Source organism: Aquisalinus flavus (genome assembly GCF_014640095.1).
In the GTDB taxonomy this organism is placed as follows: Bacteria; Pseudomonadota; Alphaproteobacteria; order Caulobacterales; family Parvularculaceae; genus Aquisalinus; species Aquisalinus flavus.
Genome location: NZ_BMGH01000001.1, coordinates 2,600,927 through 2,616,314, shown reverse-complemented (window position 1 = coordinate 2,616,314; position 15,388 = coordinate 2,600,927). Strand labels below are relative to the sequence as shown.

Annotated in this window: 16 protein-coding genes; 13 read left to right on the top strand and 3 right to left on the bottom strand. The window is 63.7% G+C overall.

Going from position 1 to position 15,388, the window contains the following annotated elements:
* Nucleotides 1-146 precede the first annotated feature (146 nt).
* The 3 genes from dnaJ to IEV88_RS11870 all read left to right on the top strand — a co-directional run bounded on the left by dnaJ (nt 147) and on the right by IEV88_RS11870 (nt 2,770).
* The gene (gene dnaJ, locus IEV88_RS11880; RefSeq protein WP_188158241.1) at nt 147-1,328 is read left to right on the top strand and encodes a molecular chaperone DnaJ; all 1,182 of its coding nucleotides are present in this window, start codon (nt 147-149) and stop codon (nt 1,326-1,328) included.
* The gene (gene dapB / locus IEV88_RS11875) at nt 1,328-2,137 is read left to right on the top strand and encodes a 4-hydroxy-tetrahydrodipicolinate reductase (protein WP_188158242.1); all 810 of its coding nucleotides are present in this window, start codon (nt 1,328-1,330) and stop codon (nt 2,135-2,137) included. Before dnaJ ends, dapB begins: the two co-directional genes overlap by 1 nt.
* An 87-nt stretch (nt 2,138-2,224) precedes the next feature.
* Nucleotides 2,225-2,770, top strand: a complete 546-nt coding sequence (locus IEV88_RS11870; RefSeq protein ID WP_188158243.1) for a retropepsin-like aspartic protease family protein — start codon at nt 2,225-2,227, stop codon at nt 2,768-2,770.
* Nucleotides 2,771-2,775: 5 nt separating this feature from the next.
* On the opposite strand, the gene IEV88_RS11865 is transcribed toward IEV88_RS11870, so the two are convergent.
* Nucleotides 2,776-4,011, bottom strand: a complete 1,236-nt coding sequence (locus IEV88_RS11865; protein WP_188158244.1) for an FAD-dependent monooxygenase — start codon at nt 4,009-4,011, stop codon at nt 2,776-2,778.
* 186 nt (nt 4,012-4,197) lie between these two features.
* Complete coding sequence (locus IEV88_RS11860) at nt 4,198-4,902, bottom strand: TorF family putative porin (protein ID WP_188158245.1); 705 nt, start codon at nt 4,900-4,902, stop codon at nt 4,198-4,200.
* Nucleotides 4,903-5,244: 342 nt separating this feature from the next.
* Between IEV88_RS11860 and amtB the strand changes: the two genes are divergently transcribed.
* The 7 genes from amtB to IEV88_RS11825 all read left to right on the top strand — a co-directional run bounded on the left by amtB (nt 5,245) and on the right by IEV88_RS11825 (nt 12,433).
* A complete protein-coding gene (amtB, locus tag IEV88_RS11855) occupies nt 5,245-6,564 on the top strand; it encodes an ammonium transporter AmtB (protein WP_188158246.1) in 1,320 nt (439 codons plus the stop codon).
* A gap of 214 nt (nt 6,565-6,778) precedes the next feature.
* The gene (locus tag IEV88_RS11850; protein ID WP_188158247.1) at nt 6,779-9,217 is read left to right on the top strand and encodes an FtsK/SpoIIIE family DNA translocase; all 2,439 of its coding nucleotides are present in this window, start codon (nt 6,779-6,781) and stop codon (nt 9,215-9,217) included.
* A gap of 166 nt (nt 9,218-9,383) precedes the next feature.
* The gene (locus IEV88_RS11845; protein ID WP_188158248.1) at nt 9,384-9,674 is read left to right on the top strand and encodes a hypothetical protein; all 291 of its coding nucleotides are present in this window, start codon (nt 9,384-9,386) and stop codon (nt 9,672-9,674) included.
* A gap of 106 nt (nt 9,675-9,780) precedes the next feature.
* The gene (locus IEV88_RS11840; RefSeq protein WP_188158249.1) at nt 9,781-10,143 is read left to right on the top strand and encodes a hypothetical protein; all 363 of its coding nucleotides are present in this window, start codon (nt 9,781-9,783) and stop codon (nt 10,141-10,143) included.
* 1 nt (nt 10,144) lies between these two features.
* Nucleotides 10,145-10,621 (top strand): cupin domain-containing protein, encoded by a 477-nt coding sequence (locus IEV88_RS11835; RefSeq protein WP_188158250.1) that lies wholly within the window; start codon nt 10,145-10,147, stop codon nt 10,619-10,621.
* A 122-nt stretch (nt 10,622-10,743) separates the two neighbouring features.
* A complete protein-coding gene (locus IEV88_RS11830; RefSeq protein WP_188158251.1) occupies nt 10,744-11,568 on the top strand; it encodes a LolA family protein in 825 nt (274 codons plus the stop codon).
* 250 nt (nt 11,569-11,818) lie between these two features.
* Nucleotides 11,819-12,433, top strand: coding sequence for a hypothetical protein (locus IEV88_RS11825; protein WP_188158252.1), 615 nt, complete (start codon nt 11,819-11,821; stop codon nt 12,431-12,433).
* Here the strand turns inward: IEV88_RS11825 and IEV88_RS11820 are convergent.
* Nucleotides 12,430-13,209 (bottom strand): sulfite exporter TauE/SafE family protein, encoded by a 780-nt coding sequence (locus IEV88_RS11820; RefSeq protein WP_188158253.1) that lies wholly within the window; start codon nt 13,207-13,209, stop codon nt 12,430-12,432. The two genes, IEV88_RS11825 and IEV88_RS11820, sit on opposite strands and share 4 nt — an antisense overlap.
* 112 nt (nt 13,210-13,321) lie before the next feature.
* Between IEV88_RS11820 and IEV88_RS11815 the strand changes: the two genes are divergently transcribed.
* From IEV88_RS11815 to IEV88_RS11805, 3 genes are all read left to right on the top strand, one after another.
* Nucleotides 13,322-13,930, top strand: a complete 609-nt coding sequence (locus tag IEV88_RS11815; protein ID WP_188158254.1) for a glutathione S-transferase N-terminal domain-containing protein — start codon at nt 13,322-13,324, stop codon at nt 13,928-13,930.
* An 87-nt stretch (nt 13,931-14,017) separates the two neighbouring features.
* Nucleotides 14,018-14,818 carry an exodeoxyribonuclease III gene (gene xth / locus IEV88_RS11810; protein ID WP_188159193.1) on the top strand — a complete coding sequence of 267 codons (801 nt, stop codon included), beginning with the start codon at nt 14,018-14,020 and terminating at the stop codon, nt 14,816-14,818.
* Between the two features lie 46 nt (nt 14,819-14,864).
* On the top strand, nt 14,865-15,386 hold the full coding sequence (locus IEV88_RS11805) for an RNA methyltransferase (RefSeq protein ID WP_206711184.1): 522 nt from the start codon (nt 14,865-14,867) through the stop codon (nt 15,384-15,386).
* Nucleotides 15,387-15,388 lie beyond the last annotated feature (2 nt).

The following is a 15,388-nucleotide window of genomic DNA, read 5'->3' as shown; positions in this document are numbered from 1 at the left end:
CTTCAGGCCCGGCTCCTCAATCGAGCCGGGCTGTCTGTTTTCCCCTAGCGGCGTCGGCTTATTTGAGCAGGCGCCGTTTTATGGTCAGGGCTGCCAATTCTCGATCTGTGGCACTGACACAAGAAGCGTGATAGGGCGCATGGGTTATGGCGCAGGATTTTTACTCAATGCTGGGGGTGGCGAAGGATGCCGACGGGCCGACGATCAAGTCTGCCTATCGCAAGCTCGCCATGAAATATCACCCCGACCGAAATCCGGGTGACGCCGAGGCCGAGGCCAAGTTCAAGGAAATCGGCGAGGCCTACGAGGTTCTCTCCAACGACCAGAAACGCGCCGCCTATGACCGGTTCGGCCATGCTACCTTCAAGAATGGCGGCGCCGGAGGAATGGGCGGCAATCCAGGCGGCATGGGTGGCGGCTTTGGCGGCGGCGCACAGGGCTTCGGTGCCGGTGCCTTTTCCGACATTTTCGACGATATCTTCGGCGAGTTCATGGGCGGCCAGCGCGGTGCCGGCGGCCAGCGCCGCAGTCCCGGCCGCGGCGCCGACCTGAAACACGAAATGACGATCTCCCTGCGCGACGCCTTCGAGGGCAAGAAGCAGACGATCACCGTGCCCTCGTCAGAGGCCTGCGAGGTGTGCGAAGGCTCCGGCGCGGAACCGGGCTCCGGCCCGACCACCTGCGTCACCTGTGGCGGCGTTGGCCGCGTGCGCGCCCAGCAGGGCTTCTTCACCGTCGAGCGCACCTGCCCGACCTGTTCCGGCCGCGGCCAGGTCATCACCGATCCGTGCAAGGCCTGTAACGGCCAGGGCCGCGTGCGCAAGGACCGGACCCTGCAGATCGAGATCCCGGCAGGCGTTGAGGACGGCACCCGCATCCGCCTTGCCGGCGAAGGCGAGGCCGGCGTGCGCGGCGGCCCGTTCGGCGACCTTTACCTGTTCGTTTCGGTCACCGATCACGAGCTGTTCGAGCGCGACGGCCCCGAGCTTTACTGCATGGCCCATGTGCCGATGACCACGGCGGCGCTGGGCGGCGAGATCGAGGCGCCTGTCATCGATGGCGGGCGCGTGAAGCTGAAAATCCCGCCGGGCAGCCAGTCGGGCAAGAAATTCCGCCTGCGCGGCAAGGGCATGACCATGCTGCGCCGCAAGGGGCGCGGCGACATGATCGTTGAGCTGCATGTGGAAACGCCGGTCGACCTGACCCCGCGCCAGCGCGAATTGCTGCAGGAATTCTGCCGCGAGGGCGGCGATGACCGCTGCCCGGAATCGAAGAACTTCTTCGAAAAGGCCAAGGATTTCTGGGCCACGATGAAGGACCCGTCCTGATGTCATCGCCCAATGTCATTGTCGCCGGCATCAGGGGCCGCATGGGCCGCCAGATCGCGCAGCTGGTCCTGCACAGCCAGCAGCTGACGCTGGGCGGCGGCACCGTACGCGCCGATGACGACCTTGCCGGGTCGTCGATCTCCATGACCGATGCGGATGACAGGGCACAGGATGTTCCGGTCACTGCGACGGTGGCAGAGTTCAATGGCCTGCCCGACGCTGTCATCGACTTTACCTGTCCGGACTATACCATTGCCCTGCTCGACGACTGCGTGCCGCGCAAGATCGCCATGGTCATCGGCACGACCGGGTTCACGCCGGAGCAGGAAGACCGGATCCGTCAGGCGGCGGAGAAGATCGCCATCGTCAAGGCCGGCAATATGAGCCTCGGCATCAACCTGCTGACCCTTCTGGTCGAGCAGGCTGCCGCGGCACTGGGCCCCGGCTACGATATCGAGATCCACGAAGCCCATCACCGCCACAAGAAGGATGCCCCCTCCGGCACGGCGCTGATGCTGGGCGAGGCGGCGGCCAGAGGCCGCGGTGTCACCCTGAAGGACAAGGCGGTCTATGCCCGCGAGGGCCAGACCGGCGAGCGGCCCGACGGGGCCATCGGCTTTTCCGTCACAAGGGCTGGCGGTATCGTCGGCGAGCACGAGGTCCTGCTCGGCAGCGACGAGGAAGTCATCAGCCTGTCGCACAAGGCGCTCGACCGGGCGGTGTTCGCCCGCGGTGCGGTGACCGCGGCGGGCTGGATCGCCGGGCGCGAGCCGGGGCTTTATTCCATGCGCGACGTGCTCGGCCTTTAAGCGAGTCTTAACCTTGTTCCTTACCCGGATTTTCATGCCTTTGCGCCATCATCGCGCGCAGGATCACTGCTGTGCGGAGGCTCAACCATGCTCAAACAACTCGCCGCCGTGCTGTTTGTCGGCTTCGTCATCGCCGCCGGTATCTCTCTTTTCGAGGCTGGTGACGGGCCCTTGACTGGAGAGGACGACAGGGCGGGCGTGAGCCATCGCCCGGTCATGATGTCGGCAACGGCGGGTCCTGTCGCGACCGGCGGTCCGGCTATCGTGATCGCCAAGGGCCGCGACGGCCATTTCCGCACCAATGTGAAGCTGAACTATGCCGACGTGCCTGTGCTGATTGACACCGGTGCGAGCATGCTGGCCCTGCGCGAAAGCGATGCCCGCAAGGCCGGCATCTATCCGCGCCGGGACGATTACATCTACACGGTCTCGACGGCCAATGGCACGGTCAAGGCGGCTGCTGCCGAGGTGCGCGAGCTTACCATCGGCACCGTCCGTATCCGGAATGTCGAGGCCTTCATCCTGCCCGACGAGGCGCTGGCAACGAACCTGCTCGGCATGAATGTGTTGTCGCAGTTCGGGGAAGTGTCCTTTCGCGGTGACAGGCTGGTCCTGGATGGACGGGCCGGATAGGCCTGTCAGGGCTGCATCAGGCTCGGCAGCGTGCCGAGATCCGCGCCTGCCTGTTTCATGAAAAAATTGCGCAACGGGTCGATCCTGTTGACGAGGCCGATGCCGGTCGAGCGCGCGAGCCGCAGGGCCGGGTTGTCGTTGGAGAACAGCCGGTTCAGCACATCGGTGCCGAAGGCGAGGCTGGCACTGTCGAACTGGCGCCAACGGTCATACTGCGCGAGCGCCGAGCCATGGCCGATATCGAGCCCGGCACCGCGATGTTCGGCCAGCACGTCGCACAGCGCGGCGATATCCTTGACCCCGAGATTATAGCCCTGGCCCGCGATCGGGTGGATGCCATGGGCGGCATCGCCGACCAGCGCCATGCGCTCGCCGTAAAACTTCGTCGCCAGGTGAAAGGCGAGGGGATAGGACCAGCGCGGCCCATCCAGTGACAGCGCGCCGAGATAGGGCCCGAAGCGCTTTGCGATCTCGGCGGTGAAATCCTCATCGCCGAGGGCCAGGAAAGACCCGGCGCGATCGGCCTTTTCCGTCCATACCAGCGATGACCGCCTCCCGGTCATCGGCAGGATCGCAAACGGCCCGGAGGGCAGGAAGAATTCCTGCGCGATGCCGAGGTGATCCTTCTCATGGGCGACGGTGCACACGATTCCGGTCTGCGGATAGGACCAGCCGAGCGTGCGGATGCCGGCACGTTCGCGCAGGGGCGAGCGGCGGCCATCGGCGGCGACCAGCAGGCTCGCGGTCAGTGTCTCGCCGGTGTCGAGCGGCACGGTGACGGCGGCCGGACCCGTTTCGACCGCGCCGATCATTGCCGGGGCGATGACCCTGATCGCATCGCTTGCCTCCAGCGCGTCATGCATCACCTGGCGCAGGCGCCGGTTCTCGACGATCCAGCCAAGCGGCGTGTTCTCCGCCAGTTCGGTCGAATCGAAATGCAGGAAGCCCGATGCCTGATGGCCCTTGCGGAAGCGGTCCGCCGGGCGGCCGTCGGTGACGAGGATATCCCTGATCGGCCCGGCCTCGGGCGCGAGCGCGTGCCACAGGCCCAGTCGCCGGAACAGGCGGGTCGAGGCATAGGCAAGCGCGGTCGTGCGCCCGTCGAAATCGGGCAGGGTTTTCTGCGCTGGCGGGGCCGCATCGACCAGGCATACGGTAAAGCCCTGATGGGCGAGTGCCAGCGCCGCGAGGCTGCCGCCGAGGCCGCCACCGGCGACGATGATATCCGCATTCTTTTCCATGGGCTGAACATAGGCGGGCTTTGCCGCCGGGTCGAGCGCGACATTGTGTGCAGGCCCGCCCGGTGGCTGCGAACACCACAACGAAAAAACGCCCTGCCGCAAGGCAGGGCGCTTTCACTCTCTCAGATTAAGGCCACTCCATCCCCCGACAGGCGTGGCCGATCTTCCCCGCTAAAGGAAAAGGTCTTAGTTCGAGAAGGAGAGGCCGACGCCAGCCCAGATGCCGGTCGATTCGAATTCGCCCATCTCGATATCGTCGATGAAGCCGTCTTCGGAGTTCACGCCGGCATTGATGCCTGCATAACCGCTGACGAATTCAGAGAAGGCCTGGCTGACGGCAAGACCGACAGACGCATATTGCCAATCGACATCGTCGCCCTGGGCGAAGCCGGCGGCGAAGCCGAGATCGAGGCTGGTGGCTTCAGCCAGCGGCCAGGAATACCCGCCGGAGCCTTCCAGCGTGAAGATTTCCAGGTCGAAATCGTAATAGGCATAGACAGACGGCGCCAGCGGTGCGTCGAAGGACAGGCCGCCATATACTTCCGTCGTCGTGTCGACATCGTCGGAATAGGTGTAGGCCGTGACGCCGACATCAGCGGAAATCGTCTCGGACAGGGCAAAGCCGTAGCCGACATAGAAATCCGTCTCTTCCAGGTAGAATTCGTCGTTCTCGACCGGGGCGGAATACCAGACACCGCCATATAGGCCGCCATAGGACAGCTCGACGCCCGGCTGGATCGCGCCTTCGGCGAGACCGTAGCCGCGGAAGACATACTGCGATACGTAGTCAATCGACGCGGATACGCCGACTTCTTGGGCGGATGCCGTCGACAGGGCTGCCGGGGCGGCTACGCACAGCGCTGCTGCACTGATCATCAATTTCTTGAGCATTAACTATCTCCTTGTTACCTCTCTTGATATGGAATTGCCTCGGCCCCTCCATACGTGACATAAAATGCCTAAAATTGCTGCGTTGCGAAATCAACGCCTTTTTTACAAAACTGTAAAATCCGGCCCGCGCTGTGACGTCAATGCAACAATTAGTGCTACTGCCGGGGCGTTGAATGAAATTAAATGCTAGTATAATGCGATTCAGAGCAGAAAATAGAAATTTGTTGCTGCAATGCACAAGGTTTCGTGTTGCCTCCCGTTTCGAATGACAATAGGATGACACTTTCGAGTGACGGGCGGCAAAAGCCCGAAAAACAATAACACCGACGAGGGTTTATTCTCATGAAGTTAACCAGACATCTGATTGCCGGCGGCGTCGCGTCCATGCTCGGCATGGCCTTGGCCAGCGGTGCCATGGCGCAGGAAATCCAGCCCGCGACCGACACTTCGGCATTCGTCTTCAACTCGATACTGTTCCTGATTTCCGGCATGGTGGTCATGTTCATGGCCGCCGGGTTCTGCATGCTCGAGGTCGGCATGGTCCGCTCCAAGAACGCGGCGACGATCTGTCTGAAGAACATCTCGCTGTATTCCATTGCCGGGCTGATGGTCTGGCTGTTCGGCTACGACTTCATCTATGGCGTGTCGGAAGGCGGCTTCATCACCACCGACTTCTTCCTGTGGATGAGCGACGATCAAGGCTCCGCGGTCGAACAGATCGCCGTCGGCTATGCCGCCCATTCAGACTGGTACTTCCAGATGGTCTTCGTCGCCACGGCAGCCTCGATCGTCTCCGGCACGCTGGCCGAGCGCATCAAGCTGCTGCCCTTCCTGATCTTCACTGCGGCGCTGACCGGCTTCATCTACCCGATCCAGGCCGGCTGGCAATGGGGCGGCGGCTGGCTTGCAGCTGGCGGCTTCTCGGACTTCGCCGGCTCTACGCTGGTGCACTCCACCGGTGGCTGGGCCGCGCTGATGGGCGCGATCATCCTCGGCCCGCGTCTTGGCAAATACATGGACGGCAAGGTCAGTGCGATGCCCGGCTCCAACCTGCCGCTCGCTACGCTCGGCACCTTCATCCTGTGGCTCGGCTGGTTCGGCTTCAATGGCGGCTCGCAGCTTGCCGCCGGTACGGCTGACGACATCATCGCCGTTGCCACGATCTTCGTGAACACCAACACGGCCGCCGCCGCCGGCGTGGTCGCTGCGATGATCGCATCGCACTTCCTGTACAAGAAAGTCGACCTGACCCTGGCCCTGAACGGCGCCATTGGCGGTCTCGTCTCGATCACGGCAGAGCCGCTTGCCCCGGTCATCTGGGAGGCTGCTTTCATCGGTGCCGTCGGCGGTGTCCTGGTGTGTCTGGCCGTGCCGCTGCTCGACAAGCTGAAGATCGACGACGTCGTCGGCGCCATCCCGGCCCACCTCGTCTGCGGTATCTGGGGCACACTGATCGTGCCGCTGTCCAATGCCGGGACCAATATCGGCTGGCAGATCATCGGTGTCGTCTCCATCGGTGCGTTCGTCTCCATCGTCTCGGCGCTGGTCTGGGTGATCCTGAAGTTCACCATCGGCATCCGCGCCAGCGAGGCGGATGAACAGGTCGGCCTCGACAAGGCCGAGCTCGGCCTCGAGGCCTACCCCGAATTCCGCGCCGGGTAACGCAAAGCCCCGGCTGTGGAAAACAAAAACCCGGCATCCGCCATGGATGCCGGGTTTTTTGCGGCCTTCCGGCTGTGCCCGATCTTACCCGATTGTCATGCGGTCTCGCGCAATGCTTAATCAGGCGTTAACCTAATCTTTGCAAAGCGCATGGCAGCCTGTGCGTTCAGACCAAGTTCGCGTAAAACACCAGAGCAAGTAACCGACCGTTTCGATGAGCCGCACCGCCCGCCGACCCATACAGCCAGAACCGGAAATTTCCGCGCTTGCCCGTGCCGGCAACGCGGTCAAGGGCCTGATCGTGCGCTGCGGCGGCGCGGCGCTGATCTTCCTCGCCGCTATGTGCTGGCTCGCGGTCGCCAGCTTCTCGATCAATGATCCGACCTTCAATAACGCGACCGGCAACCCGGTGCAGAACCTCGCCGGGCCGGTTGGCGCCAATACGGCCGATTTCCTGCTGCAGCTGCTCGGCGGCGGCGCACTCCTGCTGCCGGTCACGCTCATCGTCTGGGGCTGGTCCGGCCTGCGCCACGGGGCACCTGAAGACGCGACGCCCTTGAGCGCCTGGGCCAAGTTCTGCTGCTGGATCATCGGTTTCCTCGCCATGGCCGGTTTTGCCGGAGGCCTGCCGCTGACGGCAGACTGGCCTTATCTCGTCTCCATGGGCGGGCTGATCGGCGGCGCGCTGTCTGCCCTGCTGACCTGGCCCTTTGCGCTTGTCGGCATTCCCGGGGCCGTCGCCTTTGCCGGGGCGATCTGGCTGGCGCTTGCCACCTGGGCGACCTGCGTCGCCTGCGGGGTCGAGCGCTGGCACATTGACCTGGCGCTGGAAGCGGCCTTCGAGATCTGGGATTCCGCCCGCGAGAAGATCGAGGCCCTCGCTGCCCTCGTCATGCGCGATCGCCGCGATGAAGAGGAAGAGGCCGGATACCACGCCACCGCCGCAGCCGAGGCTCAAGACGACGACGGGGACAGCGACGGGCACGAGGATGATGACCGCCTCGTTGCCGACCCGGCCATGCGCAGCAAAGTCTCTGACGAGGTCAAGCGCAAGATCATCCGCAACCAGAAGAAAAAGGCAAAGTCGAGCCGTGAAGCGGCCGAGGTCCAGCCCGACTTCCCGGTCTTCGACGCCGGCACCTACCGCCTCCCGCCGCTCAACCTGCTGGCCAAACCGACCGATCGCGACCGCATCGCCGTCTCCGACGAGGCGCTGGAACAGAATGCCCGCATGCTGGAGACGGTGCTCGCCGATTTCGGCGTGCGCGGCGAGATCATCAATGTCCGCCCCGGTCCCGTCGTCACGCTATACGAGCTGGAGCCTGCCGCCGGCGTCAAATCCTCCCGTGTCATCAACCTCGCCGACGATATCGCCCGCTCGATGAGCGCCGTCGCCTGCCGTGTCGCCGTCGTGCCCGGCCGCAACGCCATCGGCATCGAGCTGCCCAATCTCGACCGCGAAACGGTGTTCTTCCGCGAGATGGTCTCCGCCACCGAGTTCGAGCACGCGAAAGGCGCGCTGACCCTGTCGCTCGGCAAGAATATCGGCGGCGAGCCGGAATTTGCCGATCTGTCGCGCATGCCCCACCTTCTGATCGCGGGGACGACCGGGTCGGGCAAGTCGGTCGGGATCAACACCATGATCCTGTCGCTGCTCTATCGCCTGCCCCCGGACCAGTGCAAGTTGATCATGGTCGACCCGAAAATGCTCGAACTGTCCGTCTATGAGGGCATTCCACACCTTCTGGCGCCAGTCGTCACCGACCCGCGCAAGGCCGTCGTCGCGCTGAAATGGACCGTGCGCGAGATGGAGCAGCGCTATCAGAAAATGTCCAAGGTTGGTGTGCGGAATATCTCCGGCTTCAACGAGCGTATCCGCGAGGCGGAGGAGCGCGGCGAGGTTCTCTCGCGCACCGTTCATACCGGCTATGACAGGGAGACGGGCGAACCCGTCTACGAAACCGAAGAACTCGATTTCGAGACCATGCCGTTCATCGTCGTCGTCATCGACGAGGTCGCCGACCTGATGATGGTCGCGGGCAAGGATATCGAGGGCATGGTCCAGCGCCTGGCCCAGATGGCCCGGGCCGCCGGCATCCACCTGATCATGGCGACCCAGCGCCCGTCGGTCGACGTCATCACCGGCACGATCAAGGCGAACTTTCCGACACGGATATCCTTCCAGGTCACATCGAAAATCGACTCGCGCACCATACTGGGTGATCAGGGGGCGGAGCAATTGCTCGGCCAGGGCGACATGCTCTACATGGCCGGCGGCGGTCGCCTGACCCGCGTTCACGGCGCCTTCGTCTCCGACGAGGAAGTCGAAAAGGTCGTCGCCCATTTGAAGAAACAGGGCGCGCCGGACTATGTCCAGGAAGTCACCGAGGACGACGAGGATGGCGAGAATCCGGACTGGGCGGACGGCATGTCGATCGGCGGCAACACATCGTCCGGCGATGCGCTCTATGATCAGGCGCTCGCCATCGTCGTGCGCGACCGCAAGGCCTCGACTTCCTATATCCAGCGCCGCCTGTCGATCGGCTATAACCGCGCCGCGACCCTGATCGAGAAACTCGAAGAAGAAGGCGTCATCTCCCCCGCCAACCACGCCGGCAAGCGCGACGTGCTGCTGGGCGAAGACGCGGCCTGACAGGGTAAAGGGCGATACGTCAGTGCAGCCAGCGCCAACACCCTTTCCGAAGACCGCCACTGCTCCGTCCAAGCGCTGAAAGCCAAAAACCCATAACGACGCACTCAAACAAACTCATCTCCGTCGCCGCGCACCCTACTATGCTCTCTGGGGACGCCGGGTGAGGATGCCGGGGCAGGCGGAGACCGGCGCAATGCGCCCCGGCTCGCCCGCCGCCTCCAGCGCCTCGATGCCGCCGCGCGCGGCCGCCCGCGCCGCGTCCGTCCGTATGGAGATCGACTGGCCCCATCCCCTGCCGCATCAGGCCTACAGCGTCACCCCGCCGGGCCATGTGCCCCATTGCCGATGCCTCGATCACGAAATCGCCCAGCGCGAGGCGGGTGTGGAGACCCGCGCGCGCAGCTTTGCGCCCTGTAACGTCCCGCTCAACGCTGCCGCCATTGCCTGCCTTCCCTGAGCCCGCCTTCCCTGAGCCCGCCCGCCTGGCGTGAGGGCATTGCGGGGTGCGCGGGCAGGGGCGGCATGCTAGGCTGGAGGCCGGAAATGATACGGGGACGAAACAAATGCGTTATTTTCTGTTTTTCGCCTATTGCCTCGCGGCGATCGTCGCGATCCTCTACTACGCAATCCCGATCGGCGGCCATGTCGCCGGCGGCCTGCTCACCTCCATGGCCGGCGGCTGGGGCTATGCCATCCTCTTTGCCGTGGTGGCGCTGGTCACCTTCATCGTCGTCAGGCCGTCGGCCCCGCCGACCGTCGCGCGGTCTCTCCTCGCCACCCTGTTCACTGCGCTATGCGCTGCGGCGATGATGCTCCTCGTCCGCCCCGCCCCGCCGGGCCATCTGGCGCTGACGATCGCGCTTGCCGGGCTCACCGGGCTGATGATCGTCTTCGCCATGGCGGCGCTGGCCGGGCGCAAGGGCTGACGTGACCGGCCTCGACCGTCTGATTGACCACTACGCTCTCCAGCCGCACCCCGAAGGCGGCTGGTTCGCCGAGACCTATCGCGCCGACACCACGGTCGACACACCTAATGGCCCGCGCGCAGCCTCGACAGCGATCCTGTTCCTGCTGGCGTCGGGCAATGTCTCGCACCTGCACCGGATCGCCTCGGACGAGATCTGGCATTTCTACGAGGGCGGGCCGCTGCTGATCCACGAATTGCGCGACGGCGACGTGCACATCACCCGGCTGTCGCCGGACCATCCCCAGCATGTCGTGCCCGCCGGCACCTGGTTCGGGGCACGGCCCGCGCCTGGCGCGGACTATGCGCTCGTCGGCTGCACCGTCGCCCCCGGCTTCGATTTCGCCGATTTCGAGCTGGCGGAAAAGGGCCCGCTGCTCGCCGACGCCGGCTGGTCCCGCGCCGCGCAGGACGTGATCAAGACGATGTGCGCCAGTTGAGCTGGCCCACAAACCTGTGATGGCCCGCCACAATCTGGCCGCACCGTGCCCTTCCTTTGACCGGACCGGGCGCCTAGATTGCAGGTCAGAAGAATTGAAATGGTGAGGAGTCCCAGACCATCATGACCATATCCGCCCTTTACCCCTGCCTGAGCGTGTTTGCGCTTGCCACCGCGACACCCGCCGCCGCAGCGCCTGCAACAGCCGCCGCGACCGTCCTGGTGCAAGATGACGCGCAGGATGATCTCGAGCCGATGGCCGAGCCGCGCGACCTGACAAAGCCCCCTGAACTGGCTCCTGAACGCACCGGACAGAGCACCGGCCCTGCCACCATGACGCCCATTGATCAGGAAGGGGCAGACCTGCAGGAGCCCGAAGGCGTCGACAACGCTGTCTTCGCTGATCTCAGCGATGATGAAATCTTTGCGAAAGCCGTCGCCTATCTGCAGGGCATCGACACGATGCAGGCCCGCTTCACCCAGATCGCGCCGAGTGGCAACATCACCGAAGGCACGATGCAGCTGGCGCGTCCCGGCCGCCTGCGCTTTGAATATGACCAGCCGGTGCCGACGCTGATCGTCGCCAATCAGGGCCTCGTCTATGTCCATGACAGCGAGCTGGAGACGACCGACAGCTATCCGGTCAACAAGACGCCGCTGAAATTCCTGCTCGCCGAGCAGATCGACAGCGCCGATGCCGAACTGACGGCGGTCAATCGCCAGGCCGACACGGTCTCTCTGACGCTGGAATCGACAGACATCGAGACCGAGGGCCAGCTGGTGCTGGAATTTGCCGCGCCGGAGCTTCAGCTGGTGCGCTGGGCGGTTTACGATCCGCGCGGCGGCGTCACCGTGGTTGAACTGCATGATCCGCAAACGGGCGTGCGCATCGCCAACAACGCTTTCCGGGCGCCGGAGGCCGGTGGTTCTTTCCTGCGGGACCGCTAACATTGATATTCATGCAACAAGCAAGAAAATTTTCTATTCTGTAACTTGAATTTCTCTGGGTGATGCGTGAAAGTAACACCACGCGCAAGGTTTGAAGCAGTTCAGCGTCGCCCCCCGCTTGCAGAACTGCTTTCGCGTCGCCGGATTCCCCTCCCGGTGTTGAAGAAGCGCTACAGCGCAAATTGCGCCCGGCTCGGCCGGGCGCTTTTTTCGCTTGAAACATCCCCGTCTCCGCGCCACCTGTTAAGGTATGTCAGACATGTATCCCGACGATATCGACCTTGAACAATTGGAGCTGGAAGTCCCCGTTCTCTCCCGCCTGCGCCGTTTTGCCGACGGGCTGGAACTGATCCCGTGGTTTTCCCGCCTCGGCGAACCCCTCAGCCGCTCGACCCGCCAGATCGCCGATGACTATCTCGACCGTCTCGGTTTTCCGGGCACCGAGGTCGCCGTTCTGCCGAGCTGGGACGAGGCTGCCGCTGCGGCGGAAACCTTCGACTGGTCGAGCCCCGCCTGGGAAGCCGAGGAACTGGCGCGCGCCGACCTGACCGGCCGCGCGCTGGAAGCGATTTCCGAAGAGGCGCTGCAGCTCGGCCTGTCCGTCGTCTCCGACAAGGCTGGCCATGCGGTCAAAAGCGCGCTGCTGGATACCGCAGCCCTGTGGGACATGGTCGACGAGGACGTCCACAATCTGTCGGTCGGCTCTGCCGTGCAGTCGACCCACAACGCAGCCCTCACGCTGCTCGCCGCTGCCGTCGATCCCGAGCTTGATCCCGCCGACCATCTCTTCGCCCTGAAATTCCGCCTCTACGAACAGGGCCGCTGGCCGGTCTCGGTCATCGGCTCCAGCTTCAATATTTTCTAGAAGAGAACAAGAAGCACCAGATAGGCGGCGATCCCGGTCAGGATCCATTTCAGCAGGCTGCGATACAGCGCTTCATCGATAGTGTGCAGCACCCGCGTCCCGATGAAGCTGCCGATGAACCCGGCAAGGACGCACAGCCCGATAAAGGGCAGCCATGGCGCAAACAGGAACCCGCCAAAGCCGAAGATGAAGACCTTGACCGTATGCTGAAAGGTCATCGACACGCCTGCGGTCGCCACGATCTCCTGCCGCGTCAGCCGGTCCTTCGACAGCACGGCGGTCATGAACGGCCCGGTGGCGCCCACAAACAGCGTCAGAAAGGTCGAGATCGCCCCGGTGACGATATAGACGATGCTGCCCTTGCGCCCCTCGCCGGAAACGAAGCTGCCGATCTTCGGGCCCCACTGGGTGAACAGGATGAAGGCGGCAATGGCGAGCCGCAGGGCTTCCGCCGGCAGGGAGAACACGACCTGACTGCCGACAAGGGCCCCGGCAACCAGCCCGACCACGAACCAGCCCCAGATGCGCCAGTTGACATAGTTGAGCAGCAACACCGAGCGCCCGGCATTCGACCCGATCATGATCACCGCATGCACCGGAATGACCGCGGCAGGCGGGAAGAACGCGCTCATGATCGCGACCAGCAACAGCCCGCCGCCGATCGACGTTGCGGCGGTCATGGCCGCGCCGATCAGGCTGACGAGAATGACGATGATGGCCTGCCACAGGGTGAGGTCGCCTGGCAAAAACGTGGGCAGGAAGTCGGGCATGTCCATGGCGCTTCTCTAGATTACCCTGCGACCAAATGAAATCGCCGTGCACAGAAAAACTTCTCCCCGGCTTGATCCGGGCTGCTATGGTTCGCCCAAGCCAGCCAGGACCAGACTCATGAAACTTTTTGGATCGACCACCTCTCCTTTTGTGCGCAACTGCCTGCTGGTCGCGGCCCATCACGGGTTCGGCAATGAGCTGGAAGTGGTCCGCATCGATACGGCGGCGGAGCGCGCCCGCCTGCAGGCGATGAATCCGCTCGGCAAGATACCGGTGCTGGAGACCGATGACGGCGAGTTGATCTATGACAGCGCGGTGATCTGCGATTATCTCGACACGCTCGGCGATGGCGAGAGCCTGTTCGTAGGCGAAGAGATGGCGCCATGGCGGATCAGGACGCTCCTTGCCCTGTGCAATGGTGTGCTCGATGCCTGTGTCAGCCGCACGATGATGCGCCTGCGCACGCCGCAGGGCGAGGCGCAATCGCCCTGGTGGATGCAGCGCTGGGCAGACAATGTCGGAACCGGGGTCGGCGCCATGGCGGCCTGTCTTGATGAGATCAGGACAAACCGGACCATGGCCTCCATCGCTTTTGTCACGACCCTCGATTACCTCGACTTCCGCATGCCCGAACTCGGCTGGCGCGACGGGTATTCAGACATGGCAGTTTGGGTCGATGAGCAGCTCGCGCTCGATGTGTTCAAGGCGACGGATCCTCGGCGATAGAGGCTTCCATACCAAGCCTCTGTGGCTTTTTTTGTTCATGCGCGGTATGGCGATGGCCTGAAGAAAGACGAGAGCAATAGCCACCCAATGAAGATCACGACCTGGAACATCAATTCCGTCCGTCTGCGCATCGGCCTTGTCGAGCGCTTCCTGAAGCAAGAGCAGCCCGACATTCTTTGCCTGCAGGAGATCAAGTGCCTGAACGACCAGTTCCCGCGCAAGGCGTTCGAGAAGGCCGGCTATCCCCATATCGCCGTACACGGCCAGAAGGGCTATCATGGCGTCGCAATTGCCTCGCGCACGCCGTTCGAGGAGGAACGGGCAGACCAGTTCTGCAGCAAGGACGATTGCCGTCATATCGCGATCCGCCTGAAGGGGGATGTGCACATCCACAATTTCTATGTGCCGGCAGGCGGCGATGAACCGGACCCGGCGGTCAATGACAAGTTCGCCCACAAGCTCGATTTCATGACCGAAATGGCCGAGCGCTTTGGCGACAGTGTCGACACGAAATCGATCCTCGTCGGCGATCTCAATGTCGCGCCGCGCGAACATGATGTCTGGTCGCACAAGCAACTGCTGAAGGTGGTCTCGCACACGCCGGTCGAGGTCGAGCACATGACACGGATCATCGAGCGGACGGGCTGGATCGATGTCGCGCGCGAGCTGATCCCCGAGCCTGAGAAGCTCTACACCTGGTGGTCCTATCGTGCGAAGGACTGGCAGGCGTCGAATCGCGGCCGCCGCCTCGATCATATCTGGGTCACCCCGGCCCTGAAGAAGGCGGCCCTCGCCGGCGGGCGCGCTGCCTATGCAATCCACGAAGAGGCGCGCGGCTGGGAGAAACCTTCCGATCACGCACCTGTCTCGCTTACACTGGCGCTTTGATCCGAAGGCGGTTTTGCCAGGGCGGCAAGGTGGGAGGGTAGACAGAATGATGCGGGGGTATTTCGGCGTTGGTGCAGAGCGTATTTCCAAGGCGCGCAATCTCGGTTCGATCCTGCGCACGGCCAACGGCTTCGGCGCGAGTTTCGTTTTCACCGTGCAGATGCATCACGCCCTGCGCGATATCAACTCCGCCGATACCTCCAAGGGCGCGCAGCATCTGCCCTTCTATCCGTGGCCGAGCCTGGAGGAGATGCGGCTGCCGGTGCGCTGCACGCTGGTCGGTGTCGAGCTGACCGAGGAGGCGATCCCGCTGCCGAGCTTCCGACATCCTCTGCAGGCGGCTTATCTGTTCGGCCCGGAGAAGGGCAGCCTGTCGGATGAGGCAACGGCGCTATGCGATCATGTGGTGAAGATACCGACGCGGTTCTGCGTCAATGTCGCCGTGGCGACGGCGGTTATCCTCTATGACCGGATGATCTCGATGGGATCTTTCGAGAACAGGCCGGTCATGACAGGCGGGCCACCACCTGTCGCCCGCTGGAAGAAGCGCGCCGTTTCCGGACCGTGACG

What these genes read in the sequence shown, in the direction of transcription:
- IEV88_RS11805 (WP_206711184.1), top strand. Translation starts at nt 14,865, where the DNA reads ATGATGCGGGGGTATTTCGGCGTTGGTGCAGAGCGTATTTCCAAGGCG.
- IEV88_RS11820 (WP_188158253.1), bottom strand. Translation starts at nt 13,209, where the DNA reads ATGGACATGCCCGACTTCCTGCCCACGTTTTTGCCAGGCGACCTCACC.
- dnaJ (WP_188158241.1), top strand. Translation starts at nt 147, where the DNA reads ATGGCGCAGGATTTTTACTCAATGCTGGGGGTGGCGAAGGATGCCGAC.
- IEV88_RS11840 (WP_188158249.1), top strand. Translation starts at nt 9,781, where the DNA reads ATGCGTTATTTTCTGTTTTTCGCCTATTGCCTCGCGGCGATCGTCGCG.
- IEV88_RS11815 (WP_188158254.1), top strand. Translation starts at nt 13,322, where the DNA reads ATGAAACTTTTTGGATCGACCACCTCTCCTTTTGTGCGCAACTGCCTG.
- IEV88_RS11850 (WP_188158247.1), top strand. Translation starts at nt 6,779, where the DNA reads ATGAGCCGCACCGCCCGCCGACCCATACAGCCAGAACCGGAAATTTCC.
- IEV88_RS11860 (WP_188158245.1), bottom strand. Translation starts at nt 4,902, where the DNA reads ATGCTCAAGAAATTGATGATCAGTGCAGCAGCGCTGTGCGTAGCCGCC.
- IEV88_RS11865 (WP_188158244.1), bottom strand. Translation starts at nt 4,011, where the DNA reads ATGGAAAAGAATGCGGATATCATCGTCGCCGGTGGCGGCCTCGGCGGC.
- dapB (WP_188158242.1), top strand. Translation starts at nt 1,328, where the DNA reads ATGTCATCGCCCAATGTCATTGTCGCCGGCATCAGGGGCCGCATGGGC.
- IEV88_RS11845 (WP_188158248.1), top strand. Translation starts at nt 9,384, where the DNA reads ATGCCGGGGCAGGCGGAGACCGGCGCAATGCGCCCCGGCTCGCCCGCC.
- IEV88_RS11825 (WP_188158252.1), top strand. Translation starts at nt 11,819, where the DNA reads ATGTCAGACATGTATCCCGACGATATCGACCTTGAACAATTGGAGCTG.
- IEV88_RS11830 (WP_188158251.1), top strand. Translation starts at nt 10,744, where the DNA reads ATGACCATATCCGCCCTTTACCCCTGCCTGAGCGTGTTTGCGCTTGCC.
- IEV88_RS11870 (WP_188158243.1), top strand. Translation starts at nt 2,225, where the DNA reads ATGCTCAAACAACTCGCCGCCGTGCTGTTTGTCGGCTTCGTCATCGCC.
- xth (WP_188159193.1), top strand. Translation starts at nt 14,018, where the DNA reads ATGAAGATCACGACCTGGAACATCAATTCCGTCCGTCTGCGCATCGGC.
- amtB (WP_188158246.1), top strand. Translation starts at nt 5,245, where the DNA reads ATGAAGTTAACCAGACATCTGATTGCCGGCGGCGTCGCGTCCATGCTC.